The 16,957-nt window shown below is 64.3% G+C and carries 19 protein-coding genes; 11 read left to right on the forward strand and 8 right to left on the reverse strand.

Annotated elements, in window-relative coordinates; genetic code table 11:
- Positions 1-17 precede the first annotated feature (17 nt).
- Genes QU44_RS00530 through QU44_RS00560 form a run of 7 tightly spaced genes read right to left on the reverse strand, consistent with a single transcriptional unit; the run spans position 18 to position 5,975 of the window.
- Positions 18-851 carry a sugar phosphate isomerase/epimerase family protein gene (locus QU44_RS00530; RefSeq protein WP_033919423.1) on the reverse strand — a complete coding sequence of 278 codons (834 nt, stop codon included), beginning with the start codon at positions 849-851 and terminating at the stop codon, positions 18-20.
- Positions 848-1,405 (reverse strand): gluconate 2-dehydrogenase subunit 3 family protein, encoded by a 558-nt coding sequence (locus tag QU44_RS00535; protein WP_033919424.1) that lies wholly within the window; start codon positions 1,403-1,405, stop codon positions 848-850. The genes QU44_RS00530 and QU44_RS00535 overlap by 4 nt, the downstream gene beginning before the upstream one ends.
- Positions 1,402-2,220, reverse strand: a complete 819-nt coding sequence (locus QU44_RS00540) for a 3-keto-disaccharide hydrolase (protein WP_231621554.1) — start codon at positions 2,218-2,220, stop codon at positions 1,402-1,404. The genes QU44_RS00535 and QU44_RS00540 overlap by 4 nt, the downstream gene beginning before the upstream one ends.
- Positions 2,221-2,231: 11 nt before the next feature.
- Complete coding sequence (locus tag QU44_RS00545; RefSeq protein ID WP_033919426.1) at positions 2,232-3,146, reverse strand: hydroxypyruvate isomerase family protein; 915 nt, start codon at positions 3,144-3,146, stop codon at positions 2,232-2,234.
- Entirely contained in the window at positions 3,143-4,474 is a 1,332-nt protein-coding gene (locus QU44_RS00550) for an MFS transporter (protein WP_231621555.1), read from the reverse strand. The genes QU44_RS00545 and QU44_RS00550 overlap by 4 nt, the downstream gene beginning before the upstream one ends.
- A 54-nt stretch (positions 4,475-4,528) precedes the next feature.
- A complete protein-coding gene (locus tag QU44_RS00555) occupies positions 4,529-5,572 on the reverse strand; it encodes a sugar phosphate isomerase/epimerase family protein (protein ID WP_033919427.1) in 1,044 nt (347 codons plus the stop codon).
- Positions 5,573-5,594: 22 nt separating this feature from the next.
- Entirely contained in the window at positions 5,595-5,975 is a 381-nt protein-coding gene (locus QU44_RS00560; protein ID WP_033919428.1) for a c-type cytochrome, read from the reverse strand.
- A 192-nt stretch (positions 5,976-6,167) separates the two neighbouring features.
- Here QU44_RS00560 and QU44_RS00565 point away from each other — a divergent pair, with 192 nt between their 5' ends.
- A complete protein-coding gene (locus QU44_RS00565; protein WP_231621556.1) occupies positions 6,168-7,382 on the forward strand; it encodes a Gfo/Idh/MocA family protein in 1,215 nt (404 codons plus the stop codon).
- Positions 7,379-7,783 (forward strand): Dabb family protein, encoded by a 405-nt coding sequence (locus QU44_RS00570; protein WP_033919431.1) that lies wholly within the window; start codon positions 7,379-7,381, stop codon positions 7,781-7,783. Before QU44_RS00565 ends, QU44_RS00570 begins: the two co-directional genes overlap by 4 nt.
- Positions 7,784-7,825: 42 nt before the next feature.
- Here the strand turns inward: QU44_RS00570 and QU44_RS00575 are convergent, their stop codons facing one another.
- Positions 7,826-8,995: a PQQ-dependent sugar dehydrogenase gene (locus QU44_RS00575; protein WP_033919578.1), complete on the reverse strand. Its 1,170-nt coding sequence runs from the start codon at positions 8,993-8,995 to the stop codon at positions 7,826-7,828.
- Positions 8,996-9,187: 192 nt separating this feature from the next.
- On the opposite strand from QU44_RS00575, the gene rimP reads away from it, so the two are divergent.
- From rimP to QU44_RS00620, 9 genes are all read left to right on the forward strand, one after another.
- Complete coding sequence (rimP, locus tag QU44_RS00580; RefSeq protein ID WP_033919432.1) at positions 9,188-9,751, forward strand: ribosome maturation protein RimP; 564 nt, start codon at positions 9,188-9,190, stop codon at positions 9,749-9,751.
- Positions 9,751-11,400 (forward strand): transcription termination factor NusA, encoded by a 1,650-nt coding sequence (gene nusA / locus QU44_RS00585; RefSeq protein ID WP_033919434.1) that lies wholly within the window; start codon positions 9,751-9,753, stop codon positions 11,398-11,400. Before rimP ends, nusA begins: the two co-directional genes overlap by 1 nt.
- Before the next feature lie 223 nt (positions 11,401-11,623).
- Positions 11,624-12,304 (forward strand): DUF448 domain-containing protein, encoded by a 681-nt coding sequence (locus tag QU44_RS00590; protein ID WP_331377402.1) that lies wholly within the window; start codon positions 11,624-11,626, stop codon positions 12,302-12,304.
- A gap of 8 nt (positions 12,305-12,312) precedes the next feature.
- On the forward strand, positions 12,313-15,162 hold the full coding sequence (infB, locus tag QU44_RS00595) for a translation initiation factor IF-2 (protein ID WP_033919435.1): 2,850 nt from the start codon (positions 12,313-12,315) through the stop codon (positions 15,160-15,162).
- A 72-nt stretch (positions 15,163-15,234) separates the two neighbouring features.
- Positions 15,235-15,462: a type II toxin-antitoxin system RelE family toxin gene (locus tag QU44_RS00600; protein ID WP_231621557.1), complete on the forward strand. Its 228-nt coding sequence runs from the start codon at positions 15,235-15,237 to the stop codon at positions 15,460-15,462.
- A gap of 9 nt (positions 15,463-15,471) precedes the next feature.
- On the forward strand, positions 15,472-15,843 hold the full coding sequence (locus QU44_RS00605; protein WP_033919437.1) for a helix-turn-helix transcriptional regulator: 372 nt from the start codon (positions 15,472-15,474) through the stop codon (positions 15,841-15,843).
- The gene (gene rbfA / locus QU44_RS00610; protein ID WP_033919439.1) at positions 15,840-16,256 is read left to right on the forward strand and encodes a 30S ribosome-binding factor RbfA; all 417 of its coding nucleotides are present in this window, start codon (positions 15,840-15,842) and stop codon (positions 16,254-16,256) included. Before QU44_RS00605 ends, rbfA begins: the two co-directional genes overlap by 4 nt.
- A complete protein-coding gene (locus QU44_RS00615; protein WP_231621558.1) occupies positions 16,240-16,569 on the forward strand; it encodes an AbrB/MazE/SpoVT family DNA-binding domain-containing protein in 330 nt (109 codons plus the stop codon). Before rbfA ends, QU44_RS00615 begins: the two co-directional genes overlap by 17 nt.
- Positions 16,566-16,955: a type II toxin-antitoxin system VapC family toxin gene (locus QU44_RS00620; protein WP_033919440.1), complete on the forward strand. Its 390-nt coding sequence runs from the start codon at positions 16,566-16,568 to the stop codon at positions 16,953-16,955. Before QU44_RS00615 ends, QU44_RS00620 begins: the two co-directional genes overlap by 4 nt.
- Positions 16,956-16,957: the final 2 nt, after the last annotated feature.

Below are 16,957 nucleotides of genomic sequence, written 5' to 3' on the forward strand. Positions count from 1 at the left end.
ATGTCCTCGAGTGCGGGTCAGGCGCGCAGGCGGCTGAGCGTCTGGAAGCTGGTGGTGATGTCGGGCAGATAGGGGGCCGGCGACTGATCATTTTCGACATAGAAATGCCGCACGCCGGCAAGGTCGTTGAGTGCGAAGATGTCGGCGAAATCGATCACGCCCTTGCCCACGCTGGTCATCTTGCCATCGGTGGTGCGGTCCTTGACGTGATAGGCATAGATGCGACCGGGCATGCTGCGGATCAGCGCCTTGGGATCGACGCCCGCGACCACTGTCCAGAACAGGTCGAGTTCGATCTTCACCAGCGCCGGATCGGTTTCGGTGACCAGGCGGTCGAACAGGCTGCGCCCTTCGGGCTTCAGCGTGAATTCGAAATCATGGTTGTGATAGGCGAAGTCGAGGCCAAGTTTTTTGAGGGCTTCGCCAAACCGGCTGAAATCGGCGATTGCCTTGGTCCAGGCGGGCAGGGTGCGATACGGATCGGTCATGTAGGGCAACACGACGGTGTCTGCCCCCAGCGTCTTGGCCATCCGCACGACGCCGTCAAAATCGGCGAGCAGCGTTTCATAGGCGACATGGATCGACGGCGATGTCAGCCCCAGCCGGTCCATCGTCCGGCGGAGCGCGGCATGATCCATCTTGTCGTAGCCGCCACCGCCATATTCGACCTCGCGATAGCCGATCCGCGCCACTTTTTCGAGCGTACCCATCGGATCGGGCGTGAACAATTCGCGCACGGTATAGAGTTGCAGGCCGATCGGCCTGGTCCCCTGTGCGAAGGCAGGGCCGGCGGCGGCGAGCGTGGTGAGGGCAGCGCCGGTGCCCAGCAACTGGCGGCGATTGATCATCATGCCGAATATACCTTGTTCACATTGGCATAGGGAAAGGCACCGTCATAGCTGCCGGGCACCGGCAGATATTCGCGTTCCTGCATGATGCCGATTTCGGAGGTGAAATAGCCGGTGACGACGAGCTGGCGGAACCGTTCGAAAAACGCTTTGCCGCCAGGAAGCTGGTCGTTCATCGCCAGCGTCAGCAGTGCGTCGTGCTGCGCCGCGCTCGCCTTGGCGCCTGCGACCTTATAATCGGCGCGGCATCGCGCCTCGATCGAATCGAGGCCAGCGACGATCGGCACGCGATCTTCGGGCAGCGCCCAGTCGGCGAGCAATTTTTCGATGAACTGCGGCACTTCGGCGGCGATCGCTCCGGGGGTGTCGGTGGTGGGCATCACCCGTTCGCTGAGCGCGGTCATCAGCGCGCGCTGTTCGGTGGTGAACACCGCGACCGAGGCTGCGCCATCGCTGATCGGCACCACCTGCCCCGCTGCCGCGCGCGCGATCGGAGCGAACAGCGCGGTGCCGAACATCGCCGCCATGCCGGCAAGTGCATTTCTGCGATCGATCATTTCACGGCTCCTTGGAAATCATGGCTCAGCGCCGGCTCGGGCAGCGGGCGCACCCAGATGTTGCGGAACGACACCGCCGAATCATGATCCTGCAGCTGGATCGGCGCGGCATCGCCATGCGGTTCATATTTCGCCACCTGCCGCCAGACGGTGGTGCCGAGCCAGGGCTGACGATTTTGCACCAGCACGCCGTTGAGGAAGGCGGTGATATAGGCTGGGCGAAGCAGCGCGCCGTCGGTGCCGAAGCGGGGGCGTTCGAAGACGATGTCGTAGCTTTGCCATTCGCCGGGCTTGCGCGATGGGTTCACCAGCGGCGGCTTCCACGCATAGATCGCGCCGACGGTGCCGTCGGCATAAGTAGGGTTTTGATAGCCGTCGAGGATCTGGATCTCGTAGCGCTGCATGAACCAGATGCCGCTGTTGCCGCGATCCTGCGAGCTTTTGGTCGGCGGGTTGGGGCTGCGGAATTCGAGGTGGAGCTGGACGTCGCCGAAGCTCTGCTTGGTGACCAGCGCGCTTTCCTTGCCGCCGGCGCGCGGGGGAACGGTGAAGGCGCCGCCGGCGATTTGCCAAGCCGCCCCTTGCGCGGTCCAGGCATCGAGCGAGCGCCCGTCGAACAGCATGATCGCGTCGGACGGCGCGGCGCCGGCGGCAGGGCCGGGGGTGACGACCGTCGGATGGGGGCGTTCCGAATCATGGACGCGCCATTTGCCGTCGGGCAGCATCGGCGTGTCGCGAAAGCCCGGCTTGTCCTGTGCCATAGCGATACCCCCGATCGACACCACCGCGCCGATCGCCATCAACATGCGCTGCATGTGCACTCCCTTCATACCGCGTCGATCGCGCGATAGGCGGCGACCAGCCGATCCTCGCCCGCGCGGCCCTCTACCGAATTGCCATGTTCCATGCCGATCACCCCGCCAAAGCGCTTGGCGCGGAGCCAGCGGACGACATTCTGATAGTTGATTTCGCCGGTGCCCGGCTCCTTGCGGCCGGGATTGTCGCCGAACTGGATATAGCCGATTTCGCTCCAGCATTGATCGAGCGTGTTGATCAAATTCCCGGCTTGAATCTGTTCATGATACAGGTCGGCGAGCACCTTCATCGCCGGGCTGTCGACCGCGCGCGCGACCGCGAAGCCCTGCGGGATCGACGACATGAAGACGCCGGGATGGTTTACCAGCGTGTTGAGCGGCTCCATCACCATCACCAGTCCATGCGGCGCGTAAATGTCGGCGGCGCGGCGAAGCACGTCGATCACTCGCGCGGTCTGGATCTCCACCGGCAACCGGCGATCCATGAAGCCGGTGACGATGGTCATGTGCTTGGCATTCAGCCGCTTGGCGACCTCGACCGAGGCACGGATGTCGGCGAGAAAGCCTTCGCGATCGGCGTCGTCATTGCCGCCAAGCAGCGGGCGGAACTCCGACCATTTGGGCATGCTGGCGACGAAGACGCCCATCGTCATGCCGCGCTGTTGCAGCGCCTTTGCCATCGCGGTCTGGTCGGCGACCGATCGGCCGGCGGCTTCATTGTCTTCCCAGGCGGTAAAGCCCTGATCGGCGGCGTAGGCGATCTGTTCCAGCCGGTCGCCGCGGCTTTTGAAGCTGCCCTCATGCGGTGCGAATTTCAGCGAGAAGGTGGCGCGGTTCTGGCCGGGGGTGCCCGCCAGCGTTGCGGTGCCGATGGCGGTGGCGCCGACGGCTCCCGCCGCCAGCATCGATCGACGCGATACTTTCATGCGATCTCCCCCGCAAGATGCGCGCGCGATTTGCCGCGCTCGCGCAACCAGATGACGCCGAATACCGCCAGCAGGATAAGCGGCAGGATCGCCAGTCGCTGGAACGATACCGATGCGGCCGCGTCCTCCACGGCAAGCAGCGCATCGCCGGTCAGCGCGGCAAAGGCGGCGGGACCGCCGGCGAACTCTACCTTGGCCTGATCGAACATCGCGCCAAGCTGCGGCAGCACGAAAAAGCTGGCCATCGCACCTGCCGAACCGACCAGCCCCAGCGCCCAGGACCCGCCGCGCGGATAGCGTTCGGCGACCGATGCCAGCATCGTCGGCCACATCACGCAAACGCCAAGTCCCCAGACGGTGGAGGCGATGATCGCGGCGAGCGGCGACTGTGCCTGTGCCAGCATGAACAGGCCGATCGCAGCCAGCAGGCTGGACACCCACAACAGCCCCGGATTGGAAATCGTGTTGGCCAGCCGCCCCGCGAAGTGGCGAAACACGAACATCAGCGCGTTGACATAGACCAGCAGCAAGATGCCGCGCATCCCGACGCGATTGGTGAGCGCGACGTCGATCCACTGGCCCGGCGCCAGTTCGGACGCGGCGGTGAGGAACATCGCGCCGAACCAGATGAAGAAGCTTGGGCGGCGGAATACCTCGCCCAGCATTTCGCCAAAGCCGACGCCGCTTTGCGCGCGAAGCGGCGGTGGGAAGGTGGTGGTGGCGGCGATCACGATGGTGGCGATGGCGGGAACGATCACCAGCGCCATGATTCCCTGCCAGGGCAGTATGTCGGACAGGAAAAAGCCCGCCAGCCCGCCGACGATGATGCCGCCGGGGAACCAGGCATGGAGCACGTTCAGGCGGTGGGTGGTGTCTTCGGGATAGAGCTGGGCGGTGAGCGGGTTGATCGCGGCTTCGGTGAGGCCCCAGCCGATGCCGCTGAGCAACATGCCGAACCATACGATCGTGTAGACCGTCATGCCGGTGGCGAGATTGCCGGCGGTGGCGATGGCGAGCGGCCCCAGCACGAAGCAGCAGCCCGCCAGCAACAGGCAGCGCTTCATGCCGATCTGGTCGAGCAAGGTGCTGGCGACGAATACGGTGATCGCAAAGCTCAGAAACGCAGCGCCCAGCGCAGCGGCAAGCAATTCGCCCGCCTGCAACGCATTGATCGGATCGATCCATTCGCTTTTGAGGCCGCTGGCGATCGCGCCGCGGATCGCGAGGCTGGAGGCGGCGGTAAATAGCGCCAATACGCCGAGCCAGAATAGCCGACCCTTATTGACGCTCTCGGCTCCCGGTATTGCCGTGCTCGCTTCGCTAGCCACGCATCCCCCCTTCGTATTTGTTTTATTGTCATACAAGTTGATCGGCGCTTCGCCTCAGGTCAAGCCCAACATTGCACGATTGAGCGCAGGATCGCCGCCGCCGGCGAAATCGTCGAATGCGCCCTCGGCCTTTCGGATCATATGCGCTTCGATGAACGGTGCGCCTTCCCTCGCCCCGTCTTCGGGATGTTTCAGGCAGCATTCCCATTCGAGCACTGCCCAGCCGGCATAGCCATATTGGGTGAGCTTGGAGAAGATGCCGCCGAAATCGACCTGCCCGTCGCCAAGCGAACGGAAGCGGCCGGGGCGATCGACCCAATCCTGAAACCCGCCATACACGCCTGAGCGACCATTGGGATTAAGCTCGGCATCCTTGACGTGGAACATCCGAATCCGCTCGTGATAGAAATCGATGAACTGCAAATAATCGAGCGATTGCAGCACATAATGGCTTGGGTCGTAGAGGATGTTGGCGCGCGGATGATTGTCGACGCCCGCCAGGAAGCGTTCGAAGGTCACGCCATCATGCAAATCCTCGCCCGGATGAATTTCATAGGCGAGGTCGATCCCCTGATCTTCATACACATCGAGGATCGGGTGCCAGCGCCTGGCGAGTTCGGCAAAGGCTTCCTCGACCAAGCCGGCGGGGCGCGGCGGCCAAGGATAGAGATAAGGCCATGCGAGCGCACCCGAGAAAGTGGCGGCGGCGTTCAGCCCCAGCCGGCGGCTGGCGCGCGCGGCCAGCTTTACCTGCTCGACCGCCCAGGCCTGGCGCTCGACCGGCTTGCCGTGCAGCGCTTGCGGCGCGAAGGCGTCGAAGGCGACGTCATAGGCCGGATGCACCGCGACCAATTGGCCCTGCAGATGCGTCGAGAGCTCGGTGATCTCGACGCCCGCCTCGCGGCAGGTGCCCGCCAGCTCGTCGCAATAATCCTGGCTGTCGGCGGCCTTGGCCAGATCGATGCAGCGGCTGTCCCAGGTGGGGATCTGCACCCCGACATAGCCCGCATCGGCCATCCAGCGCGCCGCCGAGGCGAGCGTGTCGAACGGTGCGGCGTCACCCATGAACTGGGCGAGGAAGACGGCTGGTCCCTTCATCGGCAAACTCCCATCGGATCGATCATTTCGAGGTTTCGGTTTTCAAATAAGCGATCAACGCCGCACGGCGGGCAGGGTCGGCGACCTTCACCACCATGCGCGTCCCCGGTACTCGTTTCGCAGGCGCTTCGAGATAGTCGCTGAGCGTCTTTTCATCCCAGCGGATCTTCGACGCCTTCAGCGCCGGGCTATAGCTGAAACCGGCAGCAGAGGCAGCCTGACGCCCAAATAAACCGTGCAGATTGGGGCCGGCACCGTTGCGTCCGCCCGCATTCAGCGTGTGGCAGGCGCGGCAGGTGTTGAAGGTCTGTGCCCCCGCATTGGCGGCGTTTTGCGCGGTTGCAGCAGTAGGGGCGATCGACAAGGCGGCTGTAACCAGCATGGCCGCAAACGGGAATTTCATGAACCTCTCCGGTCTATTGCGATCGGTTGCCCGGCTTGTAGCGGGTTCCCTTTGGTGTGAGCAAGCCGTTGGCGCGGCTTGCGTTTTGAGGCTTGCAACACATCCTGCCTGTCGCGGCGCTTAACGCAAGTCATTTGGCATGGCGGGATTGCGGCGCTACCCATGAACACAGACAATAGGGAGGGGCTGTGTATGACGGCACTGGCATCGGCATCGGCAATGAAACTGCGCTATGGCATGGTGGGTGGTGGCGAGGGCGCGTTTATCGGCGCGGTCCATCGCATGGCGGCGGCGCTCGACGGTGAATGCGCGCTGGTCTGCGGTGCCTTCAGCAGCGATGGCGAACGCAATGCCCGCAGCGCCGCCGCGCTTGGGCTAGACCCCGCCCGCGCCTATCCCTCGCTTGATGCGCTGCTGGCGGCCGAAGCGGCGCTGCCGACGGGTGAGCGGATGCAGGCGCTGGCGATCGTCACCCCCAACCACCTGCACGCGCCGATGGCGATCGCCGCACTCGACGCCGGGTTCGACGTGATGTCGGAAAAGCCGATGGCGTTGAACCTGGGCGAAGCGCTGGCGATTGCCGAGGCGGTCGAGCGCTCGGGCAGGTTATATGGCCTTGCCTTCACCTATAGCGGTTATCCCCTGGTCGAGGAGGCGCGGGTGCGTGTCGCGCGCGGCGATCTGGGCGCGATCCGGCTGGTGCAGGTCGAATATTCGCAAGGATGGCTGAGCCAGGCGATCGACGTCGCCGGTAACAAACAGGCCGAATGGCGCACCGATCCGGCGCGCGCGGGGCTGGGCGGGTGCCTGGGCGACATCGGCACGCATGCGTTTCAATTGGCCGAGCATGTATCGGGGCTGCGGGTCGAGGCACTGAGCGCCGATCTGACGATCCATGTTCCCGGACGGCGGCTCGACGACGATGTATCGGCGCTGCTGCGCTTCGAGGGCGGCGCGCGCGGCACGCTCAAGGCCAGCCAGGTCGCGGCGGGCGATGAAAATGGCTTGCGGCTGCGGATTCATGGCGAGAAGGGCGGGCTCGACTGGTCGCAGATGGAGCCGAACACGCTGACGTTGCGCTGGCTCGACCGGCCCGCCGAGATCGTGCGCGCTGGCGGTCCGGGGCTCGACGCGCTGACCACCGCGCGGCTGCGGACCCCGGCGGGGCATCCCGAAGGCTATATCGAGGCGTTCGCCAATCTGTATCGCAGCTTCGCGCGCACCGTGTCGGCGGCGGCTTCGGCCCCGGTGACCGGCGATGCCGACTGGTTTCCCGGGATCGACGATGGTCTGCGGACCATGACCTTTGTCGAGGCGATGATCGAAAACAGCGCGGGCGATGTGAAATGGACCCGGCTTGCCGATGTGCTGGCGGCGCGCCGGGCCGAGATGGGAGCAAACCGATGAGCCGTTCGAAACTGGGCTGGCTGGTTGCCGGGGTGGTGCTGTCCTCGCTGTTCGTCGCCGCGCCGGCGCGCGCGCAGACACCGCGCGAGGCGCGGTTCGTACATCATGTGTTTTTCTGGCTGAAGAATCCCGACAGCGCCGCCGATCGGGCCAAATTGATCGCCGCGCTGGAAAAGCTGGCGGCGGTACAAACGATCCGCCGCTATCAGATCGGCCAGCCCGCCCCGACGCGGCGCGACGTGATCGACAGTTCCTATTCGGTATCCTGGACGTTGTTCTTCGACAATAAGGCCGAACAGGACGCCTATCAGGTCGATCCGATCCATTTGAAGTTCGTCGAGGACAATGCCGCGCTTTGGGAGCGGGTAATGGTCTATGATACCGAGCCGGTGGCCCGGTAGCACAGGGCGGCGGCGGGACACGCGATCCCGCCGCCGCTGCGATCACCTGGGCGTCAGCTTGAGCAACCGCCCGCCTTCGCCGTCTTCGAGGACATAGAGCGCGCCATCCGGCCCTTGCTCTACCTCGCGGATGCGGGCGTTCATGCCCCATTGGTCGCCCTTGGTGGCGTTGGTGCCGTTGACATCGACGCGAACCAGCGACTGGGACGAAAGGCCACCGATGAACAGATCGCCCTGCCATTGCGGAAACATGCTGCCCGAATAGGCAATCAGCCCGCCGGGCGAGATCACCGGATTCCAGGTGACTTTATACTTTTCAAACTCGGGGCGGGTGTCGTGATCGGGAATGTCGCGACCGTCATAATGATCGCCATCGGAGACGATCGGATAGCCGTAATTCTTGCCCGGCAGGATCAGGTTGACCTCGTCGCCGCCCTTCGGCCCCATTTCCTGCTCCCACAAATTGCCCATGCCATCAAAGGCGATGCCGAGCAAATTGCGATGGCCATAGGACCAGACCGCCGGATGGAAGCCCCGTCCGGTCAGGCCGGGATCGCCCGCCGGTTTGCCGTCAAGTGTCAGGCGAAGCACCTTGCCCAATGTCGCCTTGGGATCCTGCGCCGGATCGAATTTCTGCCGCTCGCCATTGGTGAAGAACAGATGCTGGCCATCGGGCGCAAAGGCGATCCGGCCCGAATAATGGCCATTACCCTCGACATAGTGCGAGGCGCGGAAGATTACCGACACATTCTGTAGTGACGGCGATGCGCCATCCTGCATCACACCGCTTGCCAGCGCGACGCCCTTGCCGCCGGGGCCGGTTTCGGAAAAGCTGAAATAGACCATCCGATTCTGCGCGAATTGCGGATGGAGGACGACGTCCATCAGGCCGCCCTGACCGGCGCTGTCGACCGCCGGGATGCCCGACACTTCGGTCTTGGTCTTGCCATCGGCCGAGACGAGCAGCAGTTTGCCCGCCTTTTCGGTCACCAGCATCCGTCCGTCGGGCAGGAAGGTCATCGCCCAGGGAGCGTTGAAATCGGCAACCGGGGTAATCGCAAAGGGCAGGCCGGTTTGTGCTGCTGCCGCGGGCACCGCATTGGCGGGCGCGCCGGCAGCCGGATCGGCGGTGACGGCTGCATTGCCCTGATCGGGTGCGCCACACGCCAATAAGGTGGTCGAGGCGATGGTGGTGAAAAGGGCTATTCGCATGGTCATGGTCTCTCCCGAGAAAATTGCGTTTTAACGCAAACCTGCATCAAGCGACACGGTTCCGCCAGAGGCGCTTGCCGATCGCCGAATCGCGGCGTATATGGCAGGTCTTCTCGACATTGGTGACACTGACGAGGTCGGGACCGAAAGGCTCCGGCGCGCTAGCTGCTTGCCTGTACAACGAAAGACCGCATGGCCGATATTGCCGCCCTGACTGCCCTGATCGAACCCGAAGCGACCGCGCTCGGGCTGGCGCTGGTGCGCGTCAAGATGTTCGGCGGCACTTCGGACCCGACATTGCAGGTGATGGCCGAGCGGCCCGATACCCGCCAGTTGATGATCGAGGATTGCGCGGCGCTGTCGCGGCGGATTTCGGACGTGCTCGACGAAAAGGATCCGATCGTCGAGGCGTATCGGCTCGAAGTATCGTCGCCGGGCATCGACCGTCCGCTGACCCGGCTTGCCGATTTCAGCGACTGGGCGGGGCATGAAGCGCGCATCCACCTGGTCGAGCCGGTCGATAACCGCAAGCAACTCACCGGCATCCTGGTGGGCACCGAGGGCGACCAGATCACGATCGACGTTCGCAAGCACAAGGAAATGACGATCGGGTTCGCGCAGGTCGCCGAGGCGAAGCTGCTGCTGACCGATAAATTGATCGCCGCCACCCAGCCACTGTCGCTGGCCGGAGCCGACGAAATCATCGAAGCGCCGATCGACGGCACCGACGAAACCGAAGCAGAGGAACAGGACTGATGGCCACCGCCGTTACTGCCAACCGCGCCGAGCTGATCGCGATCGCCGATTCGGTCGCCAAGGAAAAGCTGATCGACAAGGCGATCGTCATCGAAGCGATGGAGGACGCGATCCAGCGCGCCGCCAAGAATCGCTATGGTGCCGAAAACGACATCCGCGCCAAGCTCGATCCGGTGACCGGCGATCTGCGGCTGTGGCGCGTCGTCGAAGTCGTCGAGGCGGTCGACGATTTCTTCAAGCAGGTTGATGTCGCGCAGGCGCAGAAGCTGCAAAAGGGTGCGGTAGTCGGCGATTATATCGTCGATCCGCTGCCGCCGATCGAATTCGGCCGCATCCAGGCGCAGGCATCGAAGCAGATCATCTTCCAGAAGGTTCGCGACGCCGAGCGCGATCGCCAGCATGAGGAATTCAAGGACCGCGTCGGCGAGATCATTACCGGCGTCGTCAAGCGGGTCGAGTTCGGCCATGTCGTGGTCGATCTGGGCCGTGCCGAGGGCGTCATCCGCCGCGACCAGCAGATTCCGCGCGAAGCGGTGCGCGTCAACGACCGCATCCGCAGCCTGATCTTCAGTGTTCGCCGCGAAAATCGCGGGCCGCAGATATTCCTCAGCCGCGCGCACCCCGACTTCATGAAGAAGCTTTTCGCGCAGGAAGTGCCCGAAATCTATGACGGCATCATCGAGATCAAGGCGGCAGCGCGTGATCCGGGCAGCCGCGCCAAGATCGGCGTCATCAGCCATGATTCGGGCATCGATCCGGTCGGCGCGTGCGTCGGGATGAAGGGCAGCCGCGTGCAGGCGGTGGTGCAGGAAATGCAGGGCGAAAAGATCGATATCATCCCCTGGTCGCCCGACATCGCGACCTTCGTCGTCAACGCATTGCAGCCCGCCAACGTCGCGCGCGTAGTGATCGACGAGGAAGATGATCGAATCGAAGTAGTGGTGCCCGACGACCAGCTTTCGCTGGCGATCGGCCGTCGCGGCCAGAATGTGCGGCTTGCCAGCCAGTTGACCGGCAAGGCCATCGACATCCTCACCGAAGCCGATGCCAGCGAGAAGCGGCAGAAGGAATTTGTCGAGCGATCGACGATGTTCGAAAAGGAGCTCGACGTCGACGAGACGCTGGCGCAGCTCCTGGTCGCCGAGGGCTTTGGCGAGCTGGAAGAAGTCGCTTATGTCGAAATCGCCGAGCTGGCGACGATCGAGGGCTTTGACGAGGATCTGGCGGGCGAATTGCAGAATCGCGCGCAGGAAGCGCTGGATCGCCGCGAGGAAGCGAATCGCGAACTGCGCCGCTCGCTGGGGGTCGAGGACGACCTGGCGACGATGCCGTATCTGACCGAGGCGATGCTGGTGACGCTGGGCAAGGCGGGGATCAAGACGCTCGACGACCTGGCCGATCTGGCGACCGACGAGCTGGTCGAGAAGAAGCGCACCGAACCGCGCCGCCGCAACGACGACACGCCAAAGCGGCCCGAGCCCAAGGGCGGCATCCTGGCCGATTATTCGTTGAGCGACGAGCAGGGCAACGAAATCATCATGGCCGCGCGCGCGCACTGGTTCGAGGACGAGGCACCCGCGGCACCCAAGGCCGCCGCCCCCGAAACCGAAGATGCCGGGGAGGACGCTGTTGCGGAATCCGAGCAATGATCGGGCGGAAGTTGGCCTGACTGCTTCATCCCCCCTTTCGCCCCATGGCGAAGGGGTCGGCGAGGGGCTGGTAACCGAAGGCGGGTCACTTGTGGACACGTCCTCCCCCAACCCAGCTTCGGGTCGGTCAGGCTCCCAGCCTGACCTGAACGATGCGAGGCATCGTTCACCTGAAACTCGCAAGCGGGAGGGGGGCATTTCGAACGACCCGATCCGCACCTGTGTGCTGTCGCGCGAGGAAGCGCCGCGTGACGGGTTGGTGCGGCTGGTGCTTGGCCCCGACAACCAGGTGCATCCCGATGTGCGTGCCAAGGCTCCTGGCCGTGGCGGGTGGATCGGCGTCACGCGCGTCGAGTTGGAAGCGGCGCTTGCCAAGGGCAAGCTGCGCGGCGGGCTGGCGCGTGCGTTCAAGACCGGCGATTTCACGATCTCCCCCGATCTGCCGCAGCGGATCGAGGATCAGTTGCGCCGCAACGCACTCGACCGGCTTGGGCTGGAGTCGAAAGCGGGTTTTCTGATCGTCGGCGGTGACCGGATCGGCGAGGCTGCGCGTTCGGGCAAGCTTCGCGTGCTGCTGCATGCCGCCGATGCCAGCGACGATGGCAGCCGCAAGCTGGCCCAGGCATGGCGCGTGGGCAGTGACCGTGAAGGCAGTGATCTCAAGGGGATGACATTGCCGATCGACCGCACCATATTGTCATTGGCGCTAGGCCGCGAAAATGTGGTACATGCTGCCGTAACCGATCCCAAGGCGGCCAAGCGGGTCAGCGAAGCGCTGACACGGTGGCTGCATTTTATCGGACCAGACCCCGCCCCCTTGCCTTGCGAAACCGGCTCGCAGGGCGCATCGGCTGCCACGGCAGACGATGCGCGCGGACCCGCCGGCACGAATGAAGGACGCTGAGTACCCGAATGAGCGACACGGACAACGAAAAGCCGAAATTGGGCGCGCGCGCGCCGCTGGGCCTCAAGCGCACGGTCGAAACCGGTCAGGTGAAGCAGAGCTTCAGCCATGGCCGCTCGAACACCGTGGTGGTCGAGGTGAAGCGCCGCCGCGTCATCGGCCGTCCGGGCGAGGAACAGCCCCAACAGCTTGAAGCAGCAGCCCCGCCGCCGCCACCGGTCGCCGAACCCGTGCGTCCGACGCCCGCGCCGGCACCGCCGCAGCGTCAGGCTCCGCCCAGCACGTTGCTGTCGCGTCAGGAAATGCAGGCAAAGCTGCTGCGCGAGGCCGATGAAGCCCGCATGGCCGCGCAGGAAGATGCGCGTCGCCGCGACGAGCGCATCGCCCGCGAAGCCGCCGAAGCCGAGCGCCAGCGCGTCGAGGAAAAGCAGCGCGAAGCTGCCAAGGCAGCCGAAACACCAGCGGCGGCTCCCGAACCGGCTGCGCCACCGCCGCCGGCAGCACCTGTCGCCGCGCCAGCCGCTCCCGTGGCTGCGCCGGCACCTGCCGCCGAGCCTGCGGTTGCTGCCGCAACCCCTGCGGTGGCCGAAGCGCCGGCAGCGCCAGTGCCAGCGCCAGCCCCTGCGCCTGCGCCGGTCGCTGCTGCAACGCCGGCTCCGGCCCCGGTTGCTGCGCCGACCCCGGCTCCGGCACCCACTCCAGCGCCGCCCGCGCCCGCGCCGCTCAGCTTTGGGCTTGATCCCTCGCGTCCGGCGCCGCGTCGTTTTACGCCGGTGCCGCGGCCTGAAATTCCGCGTCCGCAGCCAAAGCCCGAGCCCGTCGCCGCCGAGCCAGCCGCGACGACGGCTTCGACCGATGCCGCCGGTGCCGCACCACGCGCTGGCGCGCCGGTTGCCCCGGGTGCCAAGCGTCCCGATCAGCCGCCTGCGCGCCCGGCGCGTGGCCGGCAGGGCGACGATCGTCGCCAGTCGGGCAAGCTGACCGTCAACCGCGCACTGTCCGACGACAGCGGCGCGCGGGCGCGGTCGCTGGCTGCGCTCAAGCGAGCGCGCGAGAAGGAAAAGCGCGGATCGGGCGGCCCGCGTGAGCCGCAGATCAAGCAGGTCCGCGACGTCAAGGTGCCCGAGGCGATCACCGTGCAGGAACTCGCCAACCGGATGGCCGAAAAGGGCGCCGATCTGGTGAAATCGCTGTTCAAGATGGGCATGCCGGTAACGGTGACCCAGACGATCGACCAGGATACCGCCGAACTGATGGTGACCGAATTCGGCCACAACATCGTCCGCGTGTCCGACAGCGATATCGACATCCAGCTCGACACGACCGACGATGCGGTCGAATCGCTGCTGCCGCGTCCGCCGGTGGTGACGATCATGGGCCATGTCGATCACGGCAAGACGTCCTTGCTCGACGCACTGCGCGGCACCGATGTCGTTGCCGGCGAAGCCGGTGGCATCACCCAGCATATCGGCGCGTATCAGGTGACGCAGAAGGACAAGTCGAAGATCACCTTCCTCGACACGCCGGGCCATGAAGCGTTCACCGAAATGCGCCAGCGCGGTGCCAATGTGACCGACATCGTGATCCTGGTGGTCGCCGCCGACGACGGGCTGATGCCGCAGACGATCGAGGCGATCAGCCACACCAAGGCCGCCGGCGTGCCGATGATCGTGGCGATCAACAAAATCGACAAGCACGACGCCAATGCCCAGAAGGTGCGCGAGCGGTTGCTCGAGCATGACATCCAGGTCGAGGACATGGGCGGCGAGACCCAGGACGTCGAGGTATCGGCGCTCAAGAAGCTGGGGCTCGACGATCTGATCGAGAAGATCCAGTTGCAGGCCGAATTGCTCGAACTGCGCGCCAACCCCGATCGTCCGGGCGAGGGCACGGTGATCGAAGCCAAGCTCGACAAGGGCCGCGGCCCGGTTGCGACGGTGCTGGTCAGCCGTGGTACGCTTCGCGTCGGCGATATTTTCGTGTGCGGCGCCGAAAGCGGCAAGGTGCGCGCGCTGATCGACGACAAGGGACGCCAGGTGAAGGAAGCCGGGCCATCGGTGCCGGTCGAGGTGCTGGGGCTTTCGGGCGTGCCGATGGCGGGCGATCCGCTGCAGGTGGTGGAGAATGAGGCACGGGCGCGCGAAGTCGCGGCGTATCGTGCCAGCGTGATCCAGAACAAGCGCACGACATCGGCGCCCGCCAGCCTCGAGACGATGTTCTCGGCGCTCAAGGAAAAGCAGGCGATCGAATATCCGCTGGTGGTCAAGGCCGACACCCAGGGGTCGGTCGAGGCGATCGTGGCGTCGATCAACAAGATCTCGACCGCAGACATCCGTGCGCGGGTGCTGCATTCGGGGGTTGGCGGCATCACCGAGAGCGACGTGACTTTGGCGGCGGCATCGGGGGCGCCGATCATCGGCTTCAACGTGCGACCCAACGCCAAGGCGCGCGAGATCGCCGAGCGGAGCAAGGTGGCGTTCAAATATTACGACGTCATCTATGATCTGACCGACGAGATCCGTGCCGGCATGGCGGGCGAGCTTGGGCCGGAGGCGTTCGAAACGGTGGTTGGCCGTGCGGAAATCCGCGACGTCTTTTCGGCGGGCAAGCACGGCAAGGCGGCGGGTCTGCTCGTCACCGAAGGCGTTATCCGCAAGGCGCTCAAGGCCCGTATCACCCGCGACGACGTCATCATCTATCAGGGCGAGATCGCATCGCTGCGGCGGTTCAAGGACGATGTCGCCGAGGTGCGCGCCGGGCTGGAGTGCGGTGTGACGTTCACGCAGAACTTCGTCGACATCAAGGCGGGCGATTATCTCGAGACCTTCGAAGTCGAGATGCGCGAACGCACGCTGTAGATGTTCGAGTAGCAGGTCCGATGGCGTTGCTATCGGACCTGTTTTATTGAATATCGGCGTATGGAAACACGCTTGTCCGCATCGGCCGCCAGAGCGCTACTCCGATCGAATAAGCGGGAGTTGATACGAGAAAAGATTGAACAGCTGGCAAGTGACCCGTTTGCGCTGAGTGGAAACGTAACGCGGTTGCAAGGGCGGCCGGAATATCGTCTGCGCGTGCAGGATTGGCGCATTATCTTCCGCATTGAGCATGGTGTGCTGTTCATCGACGACATTGCACCGCGCAGTTCGATATATTGAGGTGGCGATATGACGGCACAAATCCTGGAAATTTCCGGTCAAAAGATGGCGTTGCTGCCAATTGCTGACTATGAGCGACTGGTCGATATAGCGGAAGATAGATCCGATGTTGTCGCCGCATGTGCCGCCGAAGCGCGCCGTGCTGATGGGGAAGAAGATGTTCCCATTGCTATCGTGGATCGGTTACTAGCAGGTGAGCATCCCCTGCGCGTCTGGCGCGAGCACCGTGGTTTTAAACAGGTGGAATTCGCTCATATGGTCGGCTGTGAGCAGTCCATGGTATCCAGAATTGAAGCCGGGGATCGTATCGGGTCGATCGAACTATGGAAGAAAATCGCCAAGGTCTTGGCCGTTTCCATCGACGATTTGCAAAAGCTTTGAAACCCAACGAAACCAGTGAAACCCGCAACGTCCGGCTGCTTCGCGTCGGCGAGCAGGTGCGGCATATCCTGTCGGACATTCTGATGCGCGGCGACGTGCATGATGCGGTGCTGGCCAAGCATATGGTGTCGGTTACCGAAGTGCGGATGTCGCCCGACCTTCGCAACGCGACGGTGTTCGTAAAGCCGCTGCTGGGCAAGGACGAGGAAGTGGTGCTTAAGGCGCTGCGCACCAACACCGCGTTCTTCCAGCGCGAGGTGGCCAACCGCACCCAGCTGAAATACGCCGCCAAGATCAAGTTCGTGCCCGATGACAGCTTCGACGAAGGCAGCCGGATCGACAGGCTGTTGCGCGCACCCAATGTCGCGCGCGACCTGGGTGACGAAGGCGGCGGGGATGGCAGCGAGCATTGACACCCTCGCGGGTAAGACGCATCTTACCGCGATGAACGCCAAGACCATCATGTCGGCCAAGGGGCAAGTCGTGATCCCCAAGGACGTGCGCGATGCATTGGGCTTCGTGCCTGGCCAGACGCTCGATGTAGTACAGACCGGCGACGGCGTGCTGCTGCGCGCGCATGCCAGGAAATCGGGGCGGTCGTTCGATGACATTACCGCCGCCATTCGGGCGATCACCGCCAAATACACGGATGCGCCGGTGTCGATAGAGGAAATAAACGCCACGATCGACGCCGAATATGCCAAAAGCGCCGCCCGCCGCCCGTGAAGGCGCTCGATTCGAATGTCGTGCTGCGGCTGCTGCTCGGCGACGATCCGGTGCAAGCGCCGATCGCTGAGCAGATCGTGCGCGGTCCGTGCTGGATCAGCCTTACCGTCCTGCTCGAAATAGCCTGGGTATTGGGATCGCGATACCGGCTCGATCGCGCCGACGTCGCCGCAGTGCTGCGTGCGATGTTCTGCTATGAGACGTTGACCATCGAGGCGGGCGAGGACGCCCTGTGGGCGATCGATCGCTATGAGCAGGGCGGCGACATCGCCGATCTTTTGCACCTGGTCGCTGCACGCCACACCGACGCTTTCGCGACCTTCGATCGCGGCATCGCCCGCGCGACTGGACCCGGTGGCCCGGTGCCGATCGAAACGCTCGGCTGATC

The sequence above is a fragment of the Sphingomonas sp. 37zxx genome (genome assembly GCF_000786205.1).
In the GTDB taxonomy this organism is placed as follows: Bacteria; Pseudomonadota; Alphaproteobacteria; order Sphingomonadales; family Sphingomonadaceae; genus Sphingomonas.